The 20,341-nt window shown below is 71.8% G+C and carries 22 protein-coding genes and 2 pseudogenes; 19 read left to right on the top strand and 5 right to left on the bottom strand.

Annotated features, from left to right (window positions below; genetic code table 11):
• The first annotated feature begins 673 nt into the window (after window positions 1-673).
• From ACQ452_RS04655 to ACQ452_RS04700, 10 genes are all read left to right on the top strand, one after another.
• Complete coding sequence (locus ACQ452_RS04655) at window positions 674-805, top strand: hypothetical protein (protein ID WP_433390124.1); 132 nt, start codon at window positions 674-676, stop codon at window positions 803-805.
• A 144-nt stretch (window positions 806-949) separates the two neighbouring features.
• Complete coding sequence (locus ACQ452_RS04660; protein WP_433390126.1) at window positions 950-1,432, top strand: hypothetical protein; 483 nt, start codon at window positions 950-952, stop codon at window positions 1,430-1,432.
• A 132-nt stretch (window positions 1,433-1,564) separates the two neighbouring features.
• The gene (locus tag ACQ452_RS04665) at window positions 1,565-1,762 is read left to right on the top strand and encodes a hypothetical protein (protein WP_433390129.1); all 198 of its coding nucleotides are present in this window, start codon (window positions 1,565-1,567) and stop codon (window positions 1,760-1,762) included.
• A gap of 197 nt (window positions 1,763-1,959) precedes the next feature.
• Window positions 1,960-2,631, top strand: coding sequence for a hypothetical protein (locus ACQ452_RS04670; RefSeq protein WP_433390131.1), 672 nt, complete (start codon window positions 1,960-1,962; stop codon window positions 2,629-2,631).
• A complete protein-coding gene (locus tag ACQ452_RS04675; RefSeq protein ID WP_433390133.1) occupies window positions 2,628-2,885 on the top strand; it encodes a hypothetical protein in 258 nt (85 codons plus the stop codon). Before ACQ452_RS04670 ends, ACQ452_RS04675 begins: the two co-directional genes overlap by 4 nt.
• A gap of 307 nt (window positions 2,886-3,192) precedes the next feature.
• Window positions 3,193-3,318: a hypothetical protein gene (locus ACQ452_RS04680; protein ID WP_433390135.1), complete on the top strand. Its 126-nt coding sequence runs from the start codon at window positions 3,193-3,195 to the stop codon at window positions 3,316-3,318.
• 43 nt (window positions 3,319-3,361) lie between these two features.
• Window positions 3,362-3,550 carry a hypothetical protein gene (locus tag ACQ452_RS04685; RefSeq protein ID WP_433390137.1) on the top strand — a complete coding sequence of 63 codons (189 nt, stop codon included), beginning with the start codon at window positions 3,362-3,364 and terminating at the stop codon, window positions 3,548-3,550.
• 374 nt (window positions 3,551-3,924) lie between these two features.
• Window positions 3,925-4,308: a hypothetical protein gene (locus ACQ452_RS04690; RefSeq protein ID WP_433390140.1), complete on the top strand. Its 384-nt coding sequence runs from the start codon at window positions 3,925-3,927 to the stop codon at window positions 4,306-4,308.
• A gap of 94 nt (window positions 4,309-4,402) precedes the next feature.
• The gene (locus tag ACQ452_RS04695; protein ID WP_433390142.1) at window positions 4,403-4,576 is read left to right on the top strand and encodes a hypothetical protein; all 174 of its coding nucleotides are present in this window, start codon (window positions 4,403-4,405) and stop codon (window positions 4,574-4,576) included.
• A 685-nt stretch (window positions 4,577-5,261) separates the two neighbouring features.
• On the top strand, window positions 5,262-6,260 hold the full coding sequence (locus tag ACQ452_RS04700; RefSeq protein WP_210822062.1) for a phosphotransferase: 999 nt from the start codon (window positions 5,262-5,264) through the stop codon (window positions 6,258-6,260).
• Between the two features lie 469 nt (window positions 6,261-6,729).
• Here the strand turns inward: ACQ452_RS04700 and ACQ452_RS04705 are convergent, their stop codons facing one another.
• Complete coding sequence (locus ACQ452_RS04705) at window positions 6,730-6,912, bottom strand: hypothetical protein (protein WP_433390145.1); 183 nt, start codon at window positions 6,910-6,912, stop codon at window positions 6,730-6,732.
• 203 nt (window positions 6,913-7,115) lie between these two features.
• Between ACQ452_RS04705 and ACQ452_RS04710 the strand changes: the two genes are divergently transcribed.
• Complete coding sequence (locus ACQ452_RS04710) at window positions 7,116-7,331, top strand: winged helix-turn-helix domain-containing protein (protein ID WP_433390148.1); 216 nt, start codon at window positions 7,116-7,118, stop codon at window positions 7,329-7,331.
• Between the two features lie 51 nt (window positions 7,332-7,382).
• On the opposite strand, the gene msrA is transcribed toward ACQ452_RS04710, so the two are convergent.
• Both msrA and ACQ452_RS04720 read right to left on the bottom strand, forming a co-directional pair.
• Window positions 7,383-8,045, bottom strand: a complete 663-nt coding sequence (msrA, locus tag ACQ452_RS04715) for a peptide-methionine (S)-S-oxide reductase MsrA (RefSeq protein WP_433390150.1) — start codon at window positions 8,043-8,045, stop codon at window positions 7,383-7,385.
• Window positions 8,046-8,489: 444 nt separating this feature from the next.
• Window positions 8,490-8,900 carry an HIT family protein gene (locus ACQ452_RS04720; protein WP_433390152.1) on the bottom strand — a complete coding sequence of 137 codons (411 nt, stop codon included), beginning with the start codon at window positions 8,898-8,900 and terminating at the stop codon, window positions 8,490-8,492.
• Window positions 8,901-9,006: 106 nt separating this feature from the next.
• On the opposite strand from ACQ452_RS04720, the gene ACQ452_RS04725 reads away from it, so the two are divergent.
• The 3 genes from ACQ452_RS04725 (at window position 9,007) to ilvA (ending at window position 12,911) form a co-directional block, all read left to right on the top strand.
• A complete protein-coding gene (locus ACQ452_RS04725; RefSeq protein ID WP_433390154.1) occupies window positions 9,007-10,149 on the top strand; it encodes a cystathionine gamma-synthase in 1,143 nt (380 codons plus the stop codon).
• A gap of 16 nt (window positions 10,150-10,165) precedes the next feature.
• Window positions 10,166-11,563 carry an amidase gene (locus ACQ452_RS04730; RefSeq protein ID WP_433390156.1) on the top strand — a complete coding sequence of 466 codons (1,398 nt, stop codon included), beginning with the start codon at window positions 10,166-10,168 and terminating at the stop codon, window positions 11,561-11,563.
• A 127-nt stretch (window positions 11,564-11,690) separates the two neighbouring features.
• Window positions 11,691-12,911 (top strand): threonine ammonia-lyase, encoded by a 1,221-nt coding sequence (gene ilvA, locus ACQ452_RS04735; RefSeq protein ID WP_433390158.1) that lies wholly within the window; start codon window positions 11,691-11,693, stop codon window positions 12,909-12,911.
• A 102-nt stretch (window positions 12,912-13,013) separates the two neighbouring features.
• On the opposite strand, the gene greA is transcribed toward ilvA, so the two are convergent.
• Complete coding sequence (greA, locus tag ACQ452_RS04740) at window positions 13,014-13,514, bottom strand: transcription elongation factor GreA (RefSeq protein WP_433390161.1); 501 nt, start codon at window positions 13,512-13,514, stop codon at window positions 13,014-13,016.
• A 155-nt stretch (window positions 13,515-13,669) separates the two neighbouring features.
• A complete protein-coding gene (locus ACQ452_RS04745) occupies window positions 13,670-14,104 on the bottom strand; it encodes a DUF4307 domain-containing protein (protein WP_433393982.1) in 435 nt (144 codons plus the stop codon).
• Between the two features lie 191 nt (window positions 14,105-14,295).
• Between ACQ452_RS04745 and mca the strand changes: the two genes are divergently transcribed.
• From mca to ACQ452_RS04770, 5 genes and pseudogenes are all read left to right on the top strand, one after another.
• Window positions 14,296-15,177 (top strand): mycothiol conjugate amidase Mca, encoded by an 882-nt coding sequence (mca, locus tag ACQ452_RS04750; protein WP_433390164.1) that lies wholly within the window; start codon window positions 14,296-14,298, stop codon window positions 15,175-15,177.
• Window positions 15,178-15,225: 48 nt separating this feature from the next.
• A complete protein-coding gene (locus ACQ452_RS04755; protein WP_433390166.1) occupies window positions 15,226-15,519 on the top strand; it encodes a hypothetical protein in 294 nt (97 codons plus the stop codon).
• 220 nt (window positions 15,520-15,739) lie between these two features.
• Window positions 15,740-18,229 (top strand): putative bifunctional diguanylate cyclase/phosphodiesterase, encoded by a 2,490-nt coding sequence (locus ACQ452_RS04760; protein WP_433393984.1) that lies wholly within the window; start codon window positions 15,740-15,742, stop codon window positions 18,227-18,229.
• 40 nt (window positions 18,230-18,269) lie between these two features.
• A pseudogene (locus tag ACQ452_RS04765) lies at window positions 18,270-19,521 on the top strand (thioredoxin domain-containing protein); the annotation flags it as partial.
• Window positions 19,522-19,589: 68 nt separating this feature from the next.
• A pseudogene (locus ACQ452_RS04770) lies at window positions 19,590-20,315 on the top strand (hypothetical protein); the annotation flags it as partial.
• Between the last annotated feature and the right edge of the window lie 26 nt (window positions 20,316-20,341).

Consider the following 20,341-nt stretch of genomic DNA (forward strand, 5'->3'; position numbering starts at 1 on the left):
TTCCTTCCCCATTCAATCTGTCCTATTTCCTCCCCCTTGTAACCCTCTACTATAACTAACTGTAGTTACTTATAGGGCTCTCTGTAGTCCCTGGGCATCCCCTGCTGCGCCCGCGCCCGGTGATGGGTGCGTTATCAGGGGGGTAAGTGACGGCAGGGTGCCGACACTCGCCGGCCCCGGGTGCGCCATCCGGGGGGTAATTCTTGGGCCGCCCCGCTGCGCCCGCGTCCGACCCCCGCCGCCCTTACATCGCTGAGGACTTACCACCTGGCAGGTAGTCGGGCCGCCCCCGCTGCGCCCGCCCCCGTCAAGATCAGGTTTCCCCCCTTGTAGGACGTATTGAGTGACAACAGAGGTAGTCCGCCGCTGGTTTCCCCCCGACGGGGACATACATAGTGCGGGAGAAGTGCGGCCCGCCGCCCCGGCCCGCCCGGCAGCACCGCAAGGCTCTGACCATGGCGTTTTACCTCTGTAGGACGTACTCAGTAGAAGCCCCCCCCGCACGACCACCGCCCGAGACGGGCGGACCCCCGCGCATTGCGACGACCGGCAGCCCGTCGCGCGCACCCCGACCCGCCCGGTCATGGGTGAGCCGATCTTGGTTGCCGCCAGGAGATCGGCCCACCCATGTCCGGGCGGTTTCGCCGTCTGCCACTGCCAGAGTGGAGGAACCATGACCGCCCCGACGATCACCCGCCGCCCAACCGCGACCCGCCCCCGCCCGCTGACTGACGAAGCCACCACCGCGTTCCGCGCGATCGTGTCCGACTACCTGGCGCGCCGCGCCGCCCGCCTGTCCCGGTAGGACAGCCCTCGCACCGCGTGTATGCGACACACACGGCGCGGACAGCAACACCGAAAGACCAGCGCCCCGGCGCTGTGGGAGGTCGCATCTCTCACAGCCGCCGGGGCGTTTTTCGTTGCCCACAAACCGATTGGAGGTGATCCCGTGGACGCATACCGCTACGGCGACGACATGTCGCCGGCCGCGCGCTCCGCTGCCTGGGCCATCGAAACCTGGCTTACCGACATTGAAACGGCCCGCTGGCTGGTCGGCCGGTTCACGGACGGCCCGGCGTTGTTTGACGCCTACCTATCCACCCTGGACGCGCTCGACTACGACGCCGATCCCGTGCTGATGACCGGTGCTCCCGGCGGCATGTTCGCCGAGACGCAGATGATCGGCGCTCGCGTGGCCGTCAAGCGCGGCCCTGCCGTAGGCGAGATCATGCCCGCCGGCCGCAAGACGTTCGCCGCCGTCGCCCGTGACTACTTGATGTCCGCCGTTGTCCACGGGAAGCGTGGATGGATGGGTGTGCATCTCTGGCGCGGTACCCCGCTCTACACCGACCACACCCGCCGCGAGCGCCTGATCATGCGCGACCGCACGTACACCCGGCCCGGCGATCGTCCGCTGTGGGAGCGGCTGTGATGCAGCGGCTCATGCACACGCTCGCCCGCCTGGCCGCCGCGTGCGTAGCACCGTCGCCGCTCGGCCGCTCGACGCCGCAGACGTGGACGGCCCCCGATGAGCGCCGCTCTACACCCGCTTGGAGTCTCCCGGATGCCTAACCCGCTGACCGCCATTCACGTCTCGCCCGAGCGCCGACACGAGCTGCTGATGGCGTCCGACTTCCGCTGTGAGGCCAACGGATGCGGGCACCGGGCCGCGTACGTAGCGATCCTGTCGACCGGCGAGATCGGCACCGCGTGTGGCGTCTGCGCCACCCCGCCCAACGCTCCGCTCGGGGTGGCCGGCTAGCACCCCGGCCGTCGCTGATAGACCCCCCGCGCGCTCTTGAGGAAGGTAGCGCGCGGACATGGCGCGCCCCCCGGTCGTAACTCCTGAATGCGACCGGGGGCGCAGCGCCGCCCCCCATACCCCCGCCGCCGGGGCGGTCTCCCCGGCATCCCTCACGCCGCCTGCTGGATGGCAGTCGGTCAACCACTGGAGTAACAGTGACCACCCCGATCATCACCGATCCCGCCGTTCTCGCCTCGCGCCGCAACGCGAAGAAGCTTGCCGATCTGCCGCTGCCGGCCGACATCGTGGCCGCCGTGCCGGCCCTGGTCGCCGCGCTGGCCGATGTCGACGCCGCCGAGCAGGCTTACCGGGCCGCCGAAGACACCTACCTCGACGTGGACATGCTCCCGGCCGAGCACAAGGCCGAGGTGCGCGCCGCGATCCGGGCCGGCAAGAAGCCGCCGACGTTCGACGCGATCACGCACGAGGTGCAGCTTGAGGAAGCGCACGCGGCGAGGAAGGCCGCCGAAGGCCGCCTGCGCGAAGCCCGCATCGCGTACGGCCTCGCCATCGCTGAGCACGCCGACCACCTGGCCGACCTGCTGGCGCAGCAGGCGATGGACGCCTACGCGCAGCTTGAGTCTGCATTGGACGCTGCCCGCGCGGCGTTCTCCCGGTACGGCACCGTGTCGAACCTGCGTAACTCGCTTGTCCCGCAGGCCGAGCGTGCGCCGTGGGTAGGCCCGAACGAGGTTGTTTATTCCGGCCCGGTCCGCCTCGGACGGGTGGTCGATGCGTTCGAGATCCTGACCCGCGCGATGGACCCGACCAACCTGCGTCCGGCCGCCGCCCGCGAAGCGGTGCGCACGACGGGGCGGCTCAAGTGACCCAGCGATACGACGCCAACAACAACCCGATGACCGACGCCGAGGCCGCCGCCTGGGATGCCGAGGTGACCGCGACCACCGCCGCCATTCGGGCCGAGCGTGAGGCCGCCGAGCAGCCCGCCGAGGAGCAGCCCCCGGCGGGCCGGTCCGCCGAGGACATCGGCCGTATCGCCCGCCAGATCAAGGGTTACGAGCGCCAGACGCCCGAGCACATCGAAGACATCGCCAAGAGAATCCGAGGCCCGTTCTGTTGAGCCAGCAACGCCACGACATCGGCTGGCAGAAGGCCAACCGCGAGGGTTCGCCGACCCGAGGCCGTGCCGCCGCCCACCGCCGCCGCGACGCCAAGGACGCCCGCGCGGCTGCCCTGCTGGCCCGTGTGGAGGCCGCGACGCTGGCCGCCGAGCATGACGAAGAGTTCCACATCCGCGAGCGTGCGCGCGCGCCGCTGGCGTCCCGGTGGCCGACGAGCCGCAGCCGTCCCCCGCGCCCGACCCGACGCCCGCGCCGCAGCCGGCAACCCCCACGCGGGACTGTCGCCACTGTGGCGAGCCGTTCCCGGTGCAGGGAGAGGGCCAGTGGCGCTACTGCTCGCACGCCTGCCGCACCGCCGCCCGCTCGACGGTGCCGCGCGTGCAGGGAGCGACCCGCGACCGCCCGCATCGGACCCTGCTGGCCGACAAGTGAATCCCCCGGCCCCCGCCGTTTCGACCCCCTGGGAGGGGATTGCATGAATCTGAATGACGCAATGGCGAATTTCTTCTACGTCGTAGAGCGGTCCGGCCGATCCCGTACCGGCCGCCGGCCCGGCATGTCCGACGAGGATTTCTACCGGGCCGAGGTAGCTGCCGGAACACCCCCGGAATTGGCGCGACGGTTGGCCGGTCTGCCCCCCGTGTCGCCGGACAATGAAGAGTGAATGAGTGACGCAAGCGCGCGTGTGTCTGTCGCCCACGAACAGGCACACACACGCACGCGTTTATGTCTACGCTGTCGACGCAGACCTATTCCAATAGGCGAGCCGATGTGCGCTGCTTTCTGGCATGAAGTGTGATAGTGATGATGAGTTGCAATTAGTTGATTGACGAATGTGCGAGCGAACGCAATGCACTGTTCCGTTGTGGAATCGTGCGCGTGTGTTCGCCGCACCGCTCGCAGGTCAGCGCAGGGGGTGGGGGGTGCCTTCCCCGCCCCCGCCTCGCGCTCTCCCGGTAGGCATGGCGCGTCGCTGTTAGCCCGAATCCATCTGGCATTACCAAAAACCCAAAAATCATTCTCCTGAAAGGAATGTGCGTGAATGCGAATAACCGTGGAGGCTCAAAACCGGGCCACATCGCCCCCGCGACCGCAACCCGACTCGCCCAGCTCGCCGGCCGCCGCTCTCGATTGGCAATGCGCCACATCACCGGCGCCGGCCAATATTGGTGCCGAATTGGTCAATGGCCGAGTAATGCTGCGGAACTTTCGACGCTCGATATAAGCGCGCTGAGCAACACTTCGGTCGCCGTGGAATGGGGGCAGGGGGCTGTAGAAAGCGCCAAGATTGGCAGCCATAAAGACATCAACCACATGATTGATCGTCCGCACCGCCTCATTATGCCCGGCCGCCCGCCTATTATGGTGACGATCCCGAGAAATTGGCCGCAATTGCCGAGCGCGAGCTACGCGAGGAAATGACCGCCCGGTCGGTCGCCTGGCAAGCGTCGTGCAACCCATCCACTGTTGCCCGAGCCGTGGAGATGCGCCGCGCCCAACCGACGGAAGGCCCTGCGTGGACACTAGGCACTGCCCACAGTGCAACACCGCCCGGCCGCTGTCGGCGTTCGGCACCGACCGGCGCACCCTCGACGGCTTCCGCCGGCTGTGCCGGTCGTGCCGCGCGGAGAATCGGCGCATCCACACCACCATCAAGCGCAACCTGAGCCGCCGGGACCGCGCCGCATGAGCCGCCCGGACGATCCCGCCCACGAGATCGGCCCAGCCCGATTGGACCGGTCAAGTGACCGCCCCGACGCCGGTCGCCTGGCATTGCCCCGGCTGTGATCGGACGCTGCCGCCGGCCGCGTTCGGCCGCGACGGACGCACGGCGGACGGATGGCACCGCTCTGCAAGACATGCCGCCGGCTGCCCGCCCGGCAAGCCCGCATTCGGCACGGCGGCGCCCGGCCGAGCTAGGAAGGCGCCCGCCGACCCGCCCCGCACGGTCAACGGAATCCGTCGACCGTCCCGCCGTCACGCGCGCACCGCCGCGCCCCGCCATCGTGGCCGAGATGATGACCGCCATTCGCGCGCTGCCGGCCGCCGGGCTGGCCCGGGTCCCGGAGACGTACACCGCTGGCGCGCGCGTGCGAGGGTGGCGCGGTCGACCCTGACGACGCCGGGCACTATGCATTCTGCCGCGTGCCGAGGCCGGACCACGGCCGGTCTGCTAGGCCCGGCGGACCATGCACTCATCTGCCGAGATCAGTGCGCGTCACCATACCCGTGAGAGGCATCCACGCGCGCGATGCCTTAAGCTGGGCGATTTGGAGATCGTCAGCTAATGGGCTTGGCTCAACCGGCGGGTGAATCTGCGGAGGCTAGGACCACTGGCGGAGGATCGATACAGGCGCTCCAGACGGGGACCGGAAATGACCGCTGAACGAAAATTCGCCGACGCCGAAACCCTGACCCCAGTGATGCGGGAGGTCTTCGGCACTGACCGCCGCATCGCCGCCGTCGAACGCCTACTCAATGGCACCAAGAAGGGTGTCTACCGCATCATGCTGGACGACGCCACGAGCGTGATCGTCTACGTCTGGAACGCCGACGAGGACTACTGGGACGGGCTTCTCCCGGATGGCCACGACGACCCGTCGAACCCGTTCGCTCACGCCTCGGGTATCGACTTCTTCGAGGGTGCCACCCGTCGACTGGAATCGGTCGGAGTTCGGTCGCCGCGGCTGTTGCTAGCCGACCGCAGCAAGGACTTCTACCCGGCCGACATCGCCGTCGCTGAGGACGTCCGCGGCGGAACGCTGGAGGCGCTGCTGGAACGCGACCCGGACGCAGGCCGGCAAACGCTCGCGCAGCTCTCGGACATGCTTCGGCGCATGCATGCCTACCGCGCGCCGGCGTTCGGACGGGTCGCGTGGATCGACAGCGGAGGAGCAGCGCCGGACAAGACCTGCGAGCAGGCCTACCTGGAACGCGCGCTGGTGAACATTGCCACCGCCGTGCCCCGCGATGCCCGCGCGGCTGAAGGTGAGGCAATGCTGGAGGGGAAACTCCGCACCCTGCACGCCGCACTCGGCCCGCGCGCAGAACACGGCGTGGTCCACGGCGAACTCTGCGCGGAACACACGCTCGTCGGGCCGGACGGGGAGCCCGTCATCATCGACATCGAGGGCCTGATGTACACCGACATCGAAGTAGAGCACTGCTGGATGCGGATGCGCTTCGGCCCGCACTACGAGGCGCTCCGCAACCCAGACCTCGACCCGCAGCGTGTCAAGTACTACCAGTACGTCATGCATCTAGATCTGGTCGGCGGCCCGCTCCGTATCGCCGAGGGTGACTTCCCGAACCGGGAGTGGATGCTCGACGTTGCGGACTTCCACCTCCAGAAGGCGCTCGCCTACGAGACATGAGTCGGCCGTGGGTCTTCCAGCGTGGTGCGGAGGTCGCCATCAGGCCCGACGGCATCCTCATTTGCCGCGATGCGCGCTCATGGCGGAGTTGAGCGCGCTACCCCGTCGGCCCGGCCGCCTCGCTCGCCGTGATGGCTCGCCCCGCTTGGCCCCCGGTAGCGACCGGCACGGCCGAGACGCGAGGGTGACGGTCGTAGACCACGGTAGGCGACCGGCGTACCCATGTGCGCAGTTGACGGGTATTGAGGAAGCCCCGTCGCCTCCGTACATGGGGCCACGAGCAGCTCTGATGACCTGCGGACCAGGAAAGAACGAGATCATGAGCACCGCCGTCACGAGGCCCGGCCGCCGCGACACCGCCGAGCCGACGCAGGACGCCGCCGCCCTCACGCCGTGCCTCTTCCTGTCTGCTTGACCGCAGACACACGAAATCCCCGGCGCCCACATGGGTACCGGGGGTTTCGTCGTTTCAGGCCCGCTGGCACCTCGACGCGTGCAGCTCGATCGCCTCGGCCAGTTCGGAGAGCGCCGTACATCGCTCGGCCGCGACCGCCTTGCCGCACTCGCCGCACTCCACCCGCCCGACCCACAACGGCCACCGCCACCCGTTGATGTCGACCGGCACCCGTAGCGGTTTCTCTTCGGACAGCATCGGCACCCCTCCAGAAACGGAACGGGACGCCCCGCCGCTTGCCAAGCGACGGGACGCCCCTCGTGCGTGCAGCGACCCGCGCCGCCGTCACGGCTACCGCTGATCGCGCCTCCACCTGGCAATCTAGTGCCACCAATGCGATCAGGGCAAGCAGTGCCAGTGGTGTAAGTAGGGCATGCGTGGGAACGCGCGACCCTGTGCGCGTGCCGATCCCTCACACCGCCCGAGAGATCGAGGCCGACCTAACGCGGCGGATCGGGGCCGGAGAGTTCCGACCCGGCTCGCGCCTGCCGACGTACGACGCGTTGGCCGAGGAATATGGCAGTGCCCGCCGGACCGTCGCCCGTGCGGTGGACGCGCTCAAGGCTCGTGGCCTGGTCGTCGGGGTGCCGGGGTCCGGCGTCTACGTGACCGAGTGACCCCCGGCCGCCCGCTCCCCGCAGCGGCGACCGGGGGTGTGTTTTCGCTGCTCAGCCGCCCATGCGGGCAACCCCCACGGGGCACGTCATACCGTTCGGGCCAATACCACACCATCCGTCAGGGTTTTTCGTGGGCGCCAGGTACTGCTGGTGGAGGTCCTCGGCGAAGTAGTACTCGCCGAGTCGCTCGATCTGGGTGGTGATCTCGCCCTTGCCGGCCCGCGCCACGATCGGCGCGAACGCGTCCCGCGACGCCTGAGCGGTGGCGAGCTGCTCGTCCGTGGTCACGTAGATCACCGACCGGTACTGGGTGCCCACGTCGTTGCCCTGGCGCATGCCCTGGGTCGGGTCGTGGTTCTCCCAGAAGACCTTCAGCAGGTCCTCGTAGCTGATCCTGGCGGGGTCGTAGACCACCTGGACCACCTCGGCGTGCCCGGTCATGCCCGAGCACACCTCGTCGTACATCGGGTTCGGCGTGATGCCGCCCGCGTAGCCGGCGGACGTGGTGATCACGCCCGGCAGCGCCCAGAACAGCCGCTCGGCGCCCCAGAAACAGCCCATGCCGAACACGGCCACCTGGGAGTCGGCCGGGAAGGGGCCCTTGAGCGGGGTGCCCAGCACCTCGTGCCGGTCCGCGATCGGCATCGCGATCAGGCGACCCGGCAGGGCCTGGTCGGGGGTGGGCAGCTCGGGCTTCATACGGCGCAGGAACACGGTGGGACTCCTCTCGTACCTCTCCCAGCGTGCAACACCGCCGGATCCGCCTTCCTTACCCGCTCCGCCCGCACTCAGGCGGATCCGACCGCCCAGCGGGGGGAGGGTGACTCTGCGGTCACCTGCCTGGGCACTCTCCGTGATGTTCGCACCGTCCGCAGGTGCGGGCCTCCGGCCCCTTTGCTCTGCACCCATATCCGCACCGATTACGGTGGGTGACGAATGGTTGCGGCGGTCGCCGGCTGCCGCTCCGCGTCGGGCCTGGTCAACGCCGTGGTGCGGATAAGGATGCAGAGCAAAGCGCGGGGAGGGCATCGCCGGCGTCGGCGGAAGCCGTCACCCAACGTCGCCGCACTGCTGTCGCCACGGACCGTGACGGCGCCCCGCGACGCCTTGGCTGGGCCCGGGTGGGCGGGTCCGGGTGGGCGGGTCCGGGTGGGCGGGTCAGAGGGCCGCGGTGATGCGGGCGGCGTGGGCCTCGGCCTCGGCGTCGTCGACGTAGCGGGTGCGGGGCCAGAAGAAGCCGCGCAGGCCGTCGCCCCGGGTCCGGGGCACCACGTGCGTGTGCAGGTGGGGGACGGACTGCGACACCCGGTTGTTCATCGCCACGAACGTCCCACCGGCCCCCAGACCGGACTCCACGGCCGCCGCGAGCCGGCGCACCAGGCCGAAGTAGCCGGCCAGGGCCTCGGCGGGCAGGTCGGTCAGGGTGACCAGGTGGGTGCGCGGCACCACCAGCACGTGCCCCTTGAAGACCGGACGGGTGTCCAGGAACGCCACCCCGTCGGGCCCGTCGGCGACGCGGAAGGCGGGAACCCCGCCCGCCACGATCCCGCAGAACACGCACGCGCTCATCCGCCCAGGCTATGCCGGCGGCTTCCGGCGGGGGACCCGGCCACCGGCGCGGCGGGTACGGGACCTTTGCGTTCCAGCGTCCGGGACGGGGGATTAACCTCACGGGATGAGTCACGGCTTCGAGACGCTCGCCATCCACGCCGGCCAGGACCCCGAGGCCCGCACCGGCGCGGTGATCCCACCGATCTACCAGACCAGCACGTACGCCCAGGACGCCGTCGGCGCACCCCGGCTGGGCTACGAGTACAGCCGCTCCGGAAACCCGACCCGCGACGCCCTCCAGGAGTGCCTCGCCGCGCTGGAGGGTGGGCCGGTCGGTCTCGCCTTCGCCAGCGGGCTGGCCGCCGAGGACACCCTGCTGCGTGCGGTCTGCAAGCCGGGCGACCACGTGGTGATCCCCGACGACGCGTACGGCGGCACGTACCGGCTCTTCGCCCGGGTGGCGGAGCGCTGGGGCCTGGACTTCACGCCGGCGAAGGTCTCCGACCCCGACGCGATCCGGGCCGCCGTCGTACCGGGGCGCACCCGGATCGTCTGGGTGGAGACGCCCACCAACCCGCTGCTCGGCATCGCCGACATCGCGGCGCTGGCCGGCGTCGCACACGACGCGGGCGCCCTGCTGGTCGTCGACAACACGTTCGCCTCGCCCTACCTGCAGCAGCCGATCGCGTACGGCGCGGACGTGGTGGTGCACTCCACCACCAAGTACATCGGCGGGCACTCCGACGTGGTCGGTGGCGCGCTGGTCGCCGCCGACGCCGGGCTCGGCGAGGAACTGCGCTACCACCAGAACGCCATGGGCGCGATCAACGGCCCCTTCGACGCGTGGCTCACCCTGCGTGGCATCAAGACCCTGGGCGTACGCATGGACCGGCACTGCGACAACGCCGAGCGGATCGCGGCCTACCTGGACGCGCACGCCAAGGTCGGGCAGGTCATCTACCCGGGACTGCCCACGCACCCGGGTCACGAGGTCGCCGCGAAGCAGATGCGCCGCTACGGCGGGATGATCTCGTTCCGCGCCGCCGGTGGCGAGGAACACGCCGTCGAGATCTGCAACCGGAGCAAGCTCTTCATCCTCGCCGAGTCGCTCGGCGGCGTGGAATCCCTGATCGAGCACCCGGGCCGGATGACACACGCAAGTGCTGCCGGCTCGCCGCTTGAAGTTCCCGGCGATCTCGTGCGACTGTCTGTCGGCATCGAGACGGTCGACGACCTGCTCGCCGATCTGGAGCAGGCGCTGGGCTGACCGCTGGTGAGGGAGGGTGGCCGTGCAGGACATCATGCCGACCTGGGTGGGGACGACCGCCAAGCAGATCGCCCGGGGCGTACGCCGGGGTGACGTCACGGCCACCCAGGTCGTCGCCGACCACCTGGACCACATCGCCCGGGTCGACGCCGACCTCGCCGCGTTCCGCACGGTACGCGGCGGTGAGGCGATCACCGAGGCGGAGAAGGTCGACGAGCAGGAGGACCTGGCGAACCTGCCGCTGGCGGGGGTGCCGGTGGCGGTCAAGGAGAACACCGCCGTCGCCGGGCTGCCCACCTGGAACGGGTCGGCCGCGGTGCGTACCGGCGTGGCCGAGGCCGACCACGAGGTCGTCCGCCGGCTGCGCGGCGCCGGCGCGGTGATCCTCGGGTCGACCCGGATGCCGGAACTCGGCCTCTGGGGCATCACCGACGACGAGACGGCGGTCACCCGCAACCCGTGGGACACCCGGCGTACCCCCGGTGGCTCCTCCGGTGGCGCGGCCGCTGCCGTCGCCGCCGGTCTGGTGCCGATCGCCCACGGCAACGACGGCCTCGGCTCGATCCGCATCCCGGCGGCCTGCTGCGGCCTGGTCGGGCTCAAGCCCGGCCGGGGCGTGGTCCCGTGCCAGCTCGGGGCGGACGACTGGTTCGGCCTCACCGAACACGGGATGCTGACCAGCACGGTGGCCGACGCGGCCGTCGGCTTCTCGGTGCTGGCCGGTCGCCGGCCGGAGAAGCTGGTGCCGCCGCAGCGGCTGCGGGTGGGTGTCTCGCTCCGCTCGCCGGTGCGGGGCGTGCACGCCGACGCGCCCAACCGGGACGCCGTCGCCGCCGCCGGCCGGCTGCTCGCGGGCGCCGGCCACGACACCGTGCCGGCCGACCCGGTCTACCCGACGGCCCTCGGCCTACAGGGCATCGCCACCTGGTTCGCCGCGGCGGCCGCCGACGTGCGCGCCGCGGGGCTGGACCGGCGTCGCCTGCAACGGCGCAGCCGCCGGCACGTCGCCCTCGGCGAGTGGGCGCAACGGCGCGGGTACGTCCGGGAGGCGGACCGGGCCGCCTGGCGCGAGCGTTCGATCGGTTTCTTCGCCGACCACTCGATCGACCTGCTGCTCACGCCGGCCCTGGCCAGCGCGCCCCCGGCGGCGGAGGGCTGGTCGGGACGGTCCTGGCGGGCCAACATGCTGACCAGCGTCCGGTACGCCCCGTTCGCCGCACCGTGGAACATCGCCGGCCTGCCCGCGCTCGTGGTGCCGGTCGGTCGCCGGCCGGACGGCCTGCCGGTCGCCGCGCAGCTGATCGGCCCGCCCGGCTCCGAACTGCTGCTGCTCGGCGTCGCCGGCCAGTTCGAGATGCAGGCCCCCTGGTCCCGCCACGCCCCCGGCTACCCGCGCGTTCCCGCCCCCCGGTGAGCGGCGGCGTTCCCGCCCCCCGGTGAGCGGCGGCGATCCCGCCCTCCGGTGAGCGGCGGCGATCCCGTCCCCCGGTGAACGGCGGCGTGCCCGCGCCGGCGCGGGCGGCGGGTGGCACGATCAGGGCATGACGGAACTGGTCGGTCTCGCCGACGTACGGGCCGCGCGGGAACTGCTCGCCGGCGTCGTCCGCACCACCCCGATGGAGCCGTCCCGGCCCCTCAGCGCGGCGCTCGGCGGGCCGACGTGGCTCAAGTGCGAGAACCTGCAACGCGCCGGCTCGTACAAGGTGCGCGGCGCGTACGTGCGGATCTCCCGGCTGTCGGAGGCGGAGCGGGCCGCCGGCGTGGTCGCGGCGAGCGCCGGCAACCACGCCCAGGGGGTGGCCCTCGCGGCGGGTCTCGTCGGTACCCACGCCACAGTCTTCATGCCGGTGAACGCGCCGCTGCCGAAGGTGGCGGCCACGAAGGGGTACGGCGCCCAGATCGAGCTGGTCGGCAACACCGTCGACGAGTCCCTGGTCGCGGCGCAGGGCTTCGCCGAGCGGACCGGGGCGACGCTGATCCACCCGTTCGACCACCGGGACGTGATCGCCGGTCAGGGCACGGTGGCCCTGGAGATCCTGGAACAGTGCCCCGAGGTCAAGACGATCATCACGGGGGTCGGCGGCGGCGGCCTGATCTCCGGCCTGGCGGTGGTGGTGAAGGAATTGCGGCCCGACGTGCGGGTCGTCGGCGTGCAGGCCGCCGGCGCCGCCGCCTTCCCGCTCTCCCTGGCGGCCGGCGAGCCGGTACGCCTCCCGGCGTTCGGCACGATCGCCGACGGCATCGCCGTCGGCCGGCCGGGGGAACTGACCTTCGCGCACGTCCGCAAGCTGGTGGACGAGATCGTCACGGTCTCCGAGGAGGACATCTCCCGGGCGTTGCTGATGCTGCTGGAGCGCGGCAAGCAGGTGGTCGAGCCGGCCGGTGCGGTGGGCGTGGCCGCACTGCTGGCGGGCGTCGTGGAGGTGGAGGCGCCGGTCGTGGCGGTGCTCTCCGGGGGCAACATCGACCCGCTGCTGATGCTCCGGGTGATCGAGCACGGCCTGGCCGCCGCCGGGCGCTACCTGCGGGTGACCGTGCGCTGCTCGGACCGGCCGGGGCAGCTCGCGTCGCTGCTCGCCGAGATCGCCGGGCACCGGGCGAACGTGGTGGACGTGGAGCACCAGCGGGCCAATCCGCACCTGCGCCTCGGCGAGGTGGAGGTGGCCCTGTCGGTCGAGACGCGCGGCGTCGAGCACTCCGACACCCTGATCAACGCGCTGCGGGGCAGCGGCTACCAGGTGGTCTTCGCGGGCGAGGCGTGACACCGGGACCGGTGTCACGCCTCGCCGCGTCGTACGTCGTCGCCGGTCGGGTCGGTGCCCGAGCGGCCGTGCCGCCCGCCGGAGCCCAGGCCGGCCGGGGGATCAGCCGGAGAACGGCTCGAAGCTGACCACGGTCACCTTGATGTCGGCCCCGCTGGGGGCCGTGTAGGTGCAGGTCTGGCCGGGGCGGCCACCGAGGATCGACTTGCCCAGCGCCGACTCCGGGCTGTAGACCGTCAGCTCGGTGGTGGACGCGATCTCCCGGGAACCGAGCAGGAAGGTCTCGGTGTCGTCCTTGTCGTCGTCGAAGTAGATCGTCACGACCATGCCGGGCGAGACCACGTCCGAGGTGGTCGGCGTGCCGCCCACCTTGGCGGTGCGCAGCAGCTCCTTGAGGTAGAGGATGCGCCCCTCGGCCTTGCCCTGCTCCTCGCGAGCGGCGTGGTAGCCACCATTCTCCCGCAGGTCGCCCTCCTCGCGCCGGGCGTTGATCTCGGCGGCGATGACCGTCCGGTTGGCGATCAGCTCGTCGAGCTCGGCCTGGAGCCGGTCGTGTGCGTCCTGGGACAGCCAGGTGGCGGGCGCCTCGTTGCCAGTGGACACAGGCGGTCTCCTCGTTTGTGCGTGCTGGCTGACAGGTGAACTTCAAAGCTACCAGTGCGGTACGACACCGGGTGGGCTCGAACACCTGCGGTGTCCCCGCCGCCGGTCGCTGCGCCGCCGGTCGCGCCGGTGCGGCCGGCCGGTGTCGTGGCTGCTCAGGCCGGGGGCCGGCAGCGCAGCACCTCGCCGACGAAGGGCCGGGCAGTGGTGGCCAGCCGGTGCTGCGTGCTCGCCTGCCGCTGCCCGGGACCGGCGGTCACCGTCACCTCTTCCCGGCCCACCTCGGCCCCGGCGCGGTCCCGGGCGCGTACCAGGCAGACCGCCGAGCCGCCCGTCGGCACGTTGACCCGGAAGTCGAGCAGCACCTGACTGTCGGTGATCCCGGTGTAGGTGATCACCTCGGCGTCGTAGTTCGGGTCCCCGTACTGCCGGTAGAGCCGGACCGCGACCAGGGTCATGACCACGGTCAGGGCGATCACCAGCAGCGCCACCAGCAGCGGGCGGCGGCGTCCGCCCGCTCGGCGTCGCCCGTACCGGCCCGGCGGGAAGGCGGGCGCTCCCGTCGGAAGTGTGGCGTGCGTCTCGGTCACCGGCGGGTATCTCCTGGCGTCGTTGTCGGTGGCATCGGCAAGAATGGCAGAGTCCATCTTCCCAGCCCGTCCCGTCATCAAATATGACAGGTCGGCGCCGGCCGGTACCGGCATGGGTGGAGGATTCCGGCAGGTCAGCCAGGTGGTCCCGCGGGGGGTTCGCCGGTGGACAGAGACGAGGAGCGCCGACGTTGGCAGAGCGACTGCGACTGATGGCCGTCCACGCGCATCCCGACGACGAGTCGAGCAAGGGTGCCGCGACCATGGCGAAGTACGTCGCCGAGGGCGTGGACGTCCTGGTGGTCACGTGCACCGGCGGCGAGCGCGGCAGCGTGCTCAACCCGAAGATGGACCGCCCGGATGTCTGGGCCAACATCGGTGACGTCCGGCGGGCCGAGATGGACGCCGCACGGGCGATCCTCGGCGTCGAGCAGGCGTGGCTCGGCTTCGTCGACTCGGGCCTGCCCGAGGGCGATCCGCTCCCACCGCTGCCCGAGGGCTGCTTCGCCCTCCAGGACGTCGAGGTGGCGGCCGGCCCGCTGGTTCGCCTGATGCGCGAGTTCCGACCGCACGTCGTCACCACGTACGACGAGGAGGGCGGCTACCCGCACCCCGACCACATCATGACCCACCGGGTCAGCCTGGCCGCGTTCGAGGCCGCCGGCGACCCGGAGCGCCACCCGGAACTGGGCGAGCCGTGGCAGCCGCTCAAGCTCTACTACGACATCGGCTTCTCCAAGGGCAAGATCATGGCGCTGCACGAGACGCTGCTCGCCGCCGGCCTGACGTCGCCCTACGACGACTGGATCAAGCGCTGGGAGGAGCGCCCCGACAAGGGTCCCCGGATCACGACCCGGGTCGAGTGCGCCGACTACTTCCCGGTCCGCGACGACGCGCTGCGCGCCCACGCCACCCAGATCGACCCGGACGGGTTCTGGTTCCAGGTGCCGATGGAGCTGCAGAAGCAGGCGTGGCCGACGGAGGATTTCGAGCTGGCCCGTTCGCTGGTCGACAGCCCGCTGCCCGAGTCGGACCTCTTCGCCGGGGTGCGCGAGACGGTCCACACCCGCTGATCCGGCCGAGGGCTACCCTGGTCACCAACCGCACACCGGAGGAACACCATGCTGACCGCCGCACAGGTGCTCGCCCAGAACAACTTCGGGGACACCCGCACGGGTGGCCTGGCGGGGCCGATGGGCCTCTTCCTCATCCTCGTTCTGGCCGCCGCCACCATCCTGCTGATCCGCAACATGAACTCCCGGCTGCGCCGGCTGCCCGACCGGTTCCCCCAGCAGGGCCCGGCGTCGACCGCCGAGCGGGCGGAGGCGACAGTCGTCGATCCGACAGAAGACGCGCACGGGCAGGATTCATCCTCCACCGCTCCGAACGGGCGTCAGCAGCGTCGTAACGGCTAGTCCGCGCATGATTCACGTCGAACCCGGCCATCGCCCCCTGTTGCGACCACCGGGTTTGCCTTAGCCTCTCGCCGGGGGACCAAGAGTTCCCGAGCCGTGCGCGGGAGGGGGCGCCGATGACCACCACACCAGCGCTCGCCCGCCGGGCCGGCGGACGACCCGCGCCCGGAGCGGATCGGTGACCTCCGGCGGGGCCGGCCAGGCCAGCGACCGGCTCGAAGTGCGCGACACTCCCGCGCGGCTGCGCCTGCTCACCGCCGCCGTCGCGCTCACCGCACTGGTCGCCGCCGGGCTGGGGTGGACCGCGCCGGCACACCTGCCCGTCGACGACCCGGTCGGCGGGCCCGCCCGGTTCGGTCTCGCCGTCGTCGTGTTCGCCGCTGCCCAACTTGCCCGGCTGCGGTTCCGCACCGCCGCCGGAATGGTGAGCATCACCTGGGGCGAGGCGGCGCTGATCATCTGCCTCTACCTGACGCCCACCGGCTGGATCCCCTCCGCCGCGCTCTTCGGTACCGCCCTCGCCTGGTCGGCCATGTCGCTCTTCGGCGACCAGAAGCCGCTGCTGGAGGTCGTCCGGATCACGGCCTCGCTGACCGCCGCCACCGCCCTGGCCGCCGCGGTCACCACGGCGCTCGGCGAGCCGCTGCTGGCCACGCCGACCCCGGCGCTCGCCCTGGCCGTGCTCGTGGGGGCGGCCACCTACCTGCTCGCCACCGCGTGGCTCGGCAGCGCCACCCTGGCACTGCGCCACGGCATCCCCGTCACGTCCCCGCTGCTCGCCGCGCTGCGGGGCAAGCTGCTGATGTTCGTCGGGAACGTGGCCGTCGGCCTGCTCGTGGTGGCCCTGCTGGAACTCGACGCGCGCTGGTTGCTGCTGCTCCCGCCGCCGCTCTGGCTGTTGCAGCAGACCTACCGGCACCGGCTCCGCGCCGACCAGGAACGCCGCACCTGGCGGGCCTTCGCCGAGGCGACCGCCGCGCTCAACCAACTCGACGAGCGGGGCGTCGCCACGGCCGCGGTGAGCGGCGCACTGACCCTCTTCAGCGCCGAACTCGTCGACGTCGACGTGGCCCGGGGCGACGGCCGGTGGCGGCGCTACCGGGGCGACCCGAGCGGCCAACTGGTCGACCGGGAGCTGGCCCCGCCCGGCCGGGGCGAGCCGGAGGAACACGAGCTGGTACGCACCCTCACCGTGGGCGCCACCCGGGTGGGCGAGCTGCGGGTCCGCTTCCCGCGCTGCGCGCCGCCGAACGCCCGGGAACGCGACGCCGTGGCCGCGTTCGGCGACGCGCTCGCCGCCGCACTGCACGACGCCGCGACCCACCGGGAGCTGCGGCTGGTCACCGCCCGCTCGTCGTACGACGCCGTGCACGACCAGCTCACCGGGCTGGTGAACCGGGCGGCCCTGCTCGGCAAGGGCGACCAGGCGCTGCGCCAACTCGCCCACGACCACCCGGTCGCGCTGCTGCTGCTCGACATCGACCAGTTCAAGGAGGTCAACGACACCCTCGGGCACGCCGCCGGTGACCAGCTACTGCGGTTGACCGCCAACCGGCTCGGCACCCTCGCCCGCCCCGGTGACCTGCTCGCCCGGCTCGGCGGTGACGAGTTCGCGCTGCTGCTGACGTCGGTCCCGGTCATCGGCGACCGGGCCGTGCCGATGGCGTACGCGCTGCGCCAGGGGCGCGAGATCGCCGAGCGGCTCGCCGTGCCGACCGAGGTGGCGGGGGTGCGGATGTCCGTCGAGGTCTCCGTGGGGGTGGTGGTCGCCGACGCGGGCACCGCCGACCTGACCGAGCTGCTGCGCCGGGCCGACATCGCCATGTACCAGGCCAAGGAGGGCGGCGGCAGCGTCGCCGCGTACGACTCCGCCCGGGACGCCGCGAGCACCGACCAACTGGCCCTGCTGGCCGAGCTGCGCGAGGCGCTGAAGACCGACGACCAGCTCGTGCTGGCGTTGCAGCCGGCGGTCGACCTGGCCACCGGCGCACCTACCGGGGTGGAGGCGCTGATCCGCTGGCGGCACCCGCGCCGGGGCTGGCTCGGGCCGCACGACTTCATCCGCCCCGTCGAGAACAGCGAACAGCTCGGCGCCTTCACCCGCTACGTGCTGGACAAGGCGCTCGCCGTCGCCGCCGGCTGGGCCCGCGACGGGCTCGACGTGCCGATCTCCGTCAACCTGTCGGCACGCAGCCTGCTCGACCCCCGCCTGCCCGCCGAGATCGGCGAGGCCCTGCGCCGCCACCAGGTGCCGCCCGACCGGCTGGTCCTGGAGATCACCGAGACGGTCGTGATGAGCGAGCTGGAGGTCATCGACGAGGTGCTCGCCACGCTACGGTCGATGGGCGTGCAGCTCGCGGTCGACGACTTCGGCACGGGCTTCTCCTCGCTGACGTTCCTCACCCGCATCGCCGTGGACGAGCTGAAGGTGGACCGTTCCTTCGTGATCCGGATGGCCGACTCCCCGGAGGCGGCGGCGATCGTACGGACCACCGTCGGGCTCGCCCACGAGTTGGGGCTGCGGGTGGTCGCCGAGGGCGTGGAGACCGCCGAGCAGCGCCTGGCCCTGGCGGAGCTGGGCTGCACGGCCGCCCAGGGCTACCACTTCTTCAAACCGATGCCGGCCGACAAGATCGGCGCGGTGCTCGGCACCCTGCTCGACGAGGCCCGGCCCAACGTCCTGCCGCTGCGCGCCGACGGCGCTTCCTGACCGCCCGGCGGGTGCGCCGGCGGGTGGTTATGGTCGTCGGGTGAACCGACTCGCTGACGCCACGAGCCCGTACCTGCTCCAGCACGCCGACAACCCGGTCGACTGGTGGCCGTGGTGTGGGGAGGCGTTCGCCGAGGCGAAGCGCCGGGACGTGCCGGTGCTCATCTCGGTCGGCTACGCGGCCTGCCACTGGTGCCACGTGATGGCCCACGAGTCGTTCGAGCACGAGCAGGTCGGCGCCCTGCTCAACGACGACTTCGTCGCCATCAAGGTGGACCGCGAGGAGCGACCCGACGTCGACGCCGTCTACATGACCGCCACGCAGGCGATGACCGGGCAGGGCGGCTGGCCGATGACGGTCTTCGCCACGCCCGACGGCACCCCGTTCTTCTGCGGCACGTACTTTCCCCGGGAGAACTTCGTCCGGCTGCTCGAGTCGGTCGCCACCGCCTGGCGGGACCAGCGCGACGCCGTCATCAGCCAGGGCGCCGCCGTGGTCGAGGCGATCGGCGGCGCGCAGGCCGTGGGCGGCCCCACCGCGCCGCTGGACGCCGCGCTGCTCGACGCCGCGGCCGACCAGCTCGCCAAGGAGTACGACGCCGCGAACGGCGGGTTCGGCGGCGCCCCGAAGTTCCCGCCGCACATGAACCTGCTCTTCCTGCTGCGCCACCACCAGCGCACCGGCTCACCGCGCAGCCTGGAGATCGCCCGGCACACCTGCGAGGCGATGGCCCGGGGCGGCATCTACGACCAGCTCGCCGGCGGCTTCGCCCGCTACTCGGTCGACGGGCACTGGACGGTGCCGCACTTCGAGAAGATGCTCTACGACAACGCCCTGCTGCTGCGGACGTACACCCAGCTCTGGCGGTTGACCGGGGACCCGCTGGCCCGCCGGGTCGCGCAGGACACCGCCTGGTTCCTCGCCGACGAGCTGTGTACCCCGTCCGGGGGGTTCGCCTCGGCGCTGGACGCCGACACCGAAGGCGTGGAGGGGTCCACGTACGTCTGGACGCCGACCCAGCTGGTCGAGGCGCTGGGGGAGGAGGACGGGCGCTGGGCCGCCGACCTCTTCGCCGTCACCGAGGCCGGCAGCTTCGAACACGGCAGCAGCGTGCTGCGGCTCGCCCGGGACGTGGACGACGCCGACCCGGCGGTGCGGCAGCGCTGGCAGGACGTCGTCGGCCGGCTGCTGGTGGCCCGCCGGGAACGGCCGCAGCCGGCCCTGGACGACAAGGTGGTGGCCGCCTGGAACGGGCTGGCGATCACCGCCATCGCCGAGTTCAACCGGGTGGCCGACGCGTTCGGCCCGGCCGGCCCGGACGACGAATCGCAGACGCTGGAAAGCGTCGCCGACGGCAGCTACGGCGCGATGCGGGACGCCGCCAGGTACCTGGCGGACGTGCACATCGTCGACGGCCGGCTGCGCCGCGTCTCCCGCGACGGGGTGGTCGGCGATCCCGCGGGTGTGCTGGAGGACTACGGCTGCGTCGCCGAGGCGTTCTGCGCCATGCACCAGATCACCGGCGAGGGCCGCTGGCTGGAGCTGGCCGGCCAACTGCTGGACACCGCGTTGGCCCGGTTCGCCGCTCCCGGCGGCGGGTTCTACGACACCGCCGACGACGCCGAGCGGCTGGTCACCCGCCCCGCCGACCCCACCGACAACGCCACCCCGTCCGGGCGTTCGGCGATCGTCGCGGCGCTGGTCGCGTACGCGGCGCTGACCGGTGAGACCCGCTACCGGGAGGCCGCTGAGGCGGCCCTGTCGACCGTGGCGCCGATCGTCGGCCGGCACGCCCGGTTCACTGGCTATGCGGCGACCGTCGGGGAGGCGCTGCTCTCCGGGCCGTACGAGATCGCGGTGGTCAGCGACGACCCCACCTCGGATCCGCTGGTCGCGGCGGCACACCGGCACGCCCCGCCCGGTGCGGTGATCGTGGCGGGCCGCCCCGGTCAGCCCGGGGTGCCGCTGCTCGCCGACCGACCGCTGGTCGACGGGCGGCCCACCGCGTACGTCTGCCGGGGTTTCGTCTGCGAACGCCCGGTGACGACGGTGGACGACCTGGTCGCCCAGCTCGCCCGGCGCTGACGCACCCGCCGGCGGCGCGGCCGGCG

Origin of the sequence: Micromonospora sp. KLBMP9576, from assembly GCF_050941805.1 — a bacterium.
GTDB lineage: Bacteria > Actinomycetota > Actinomycetes > Mycobacteriales > Micromonosporaceae > Micromonospora.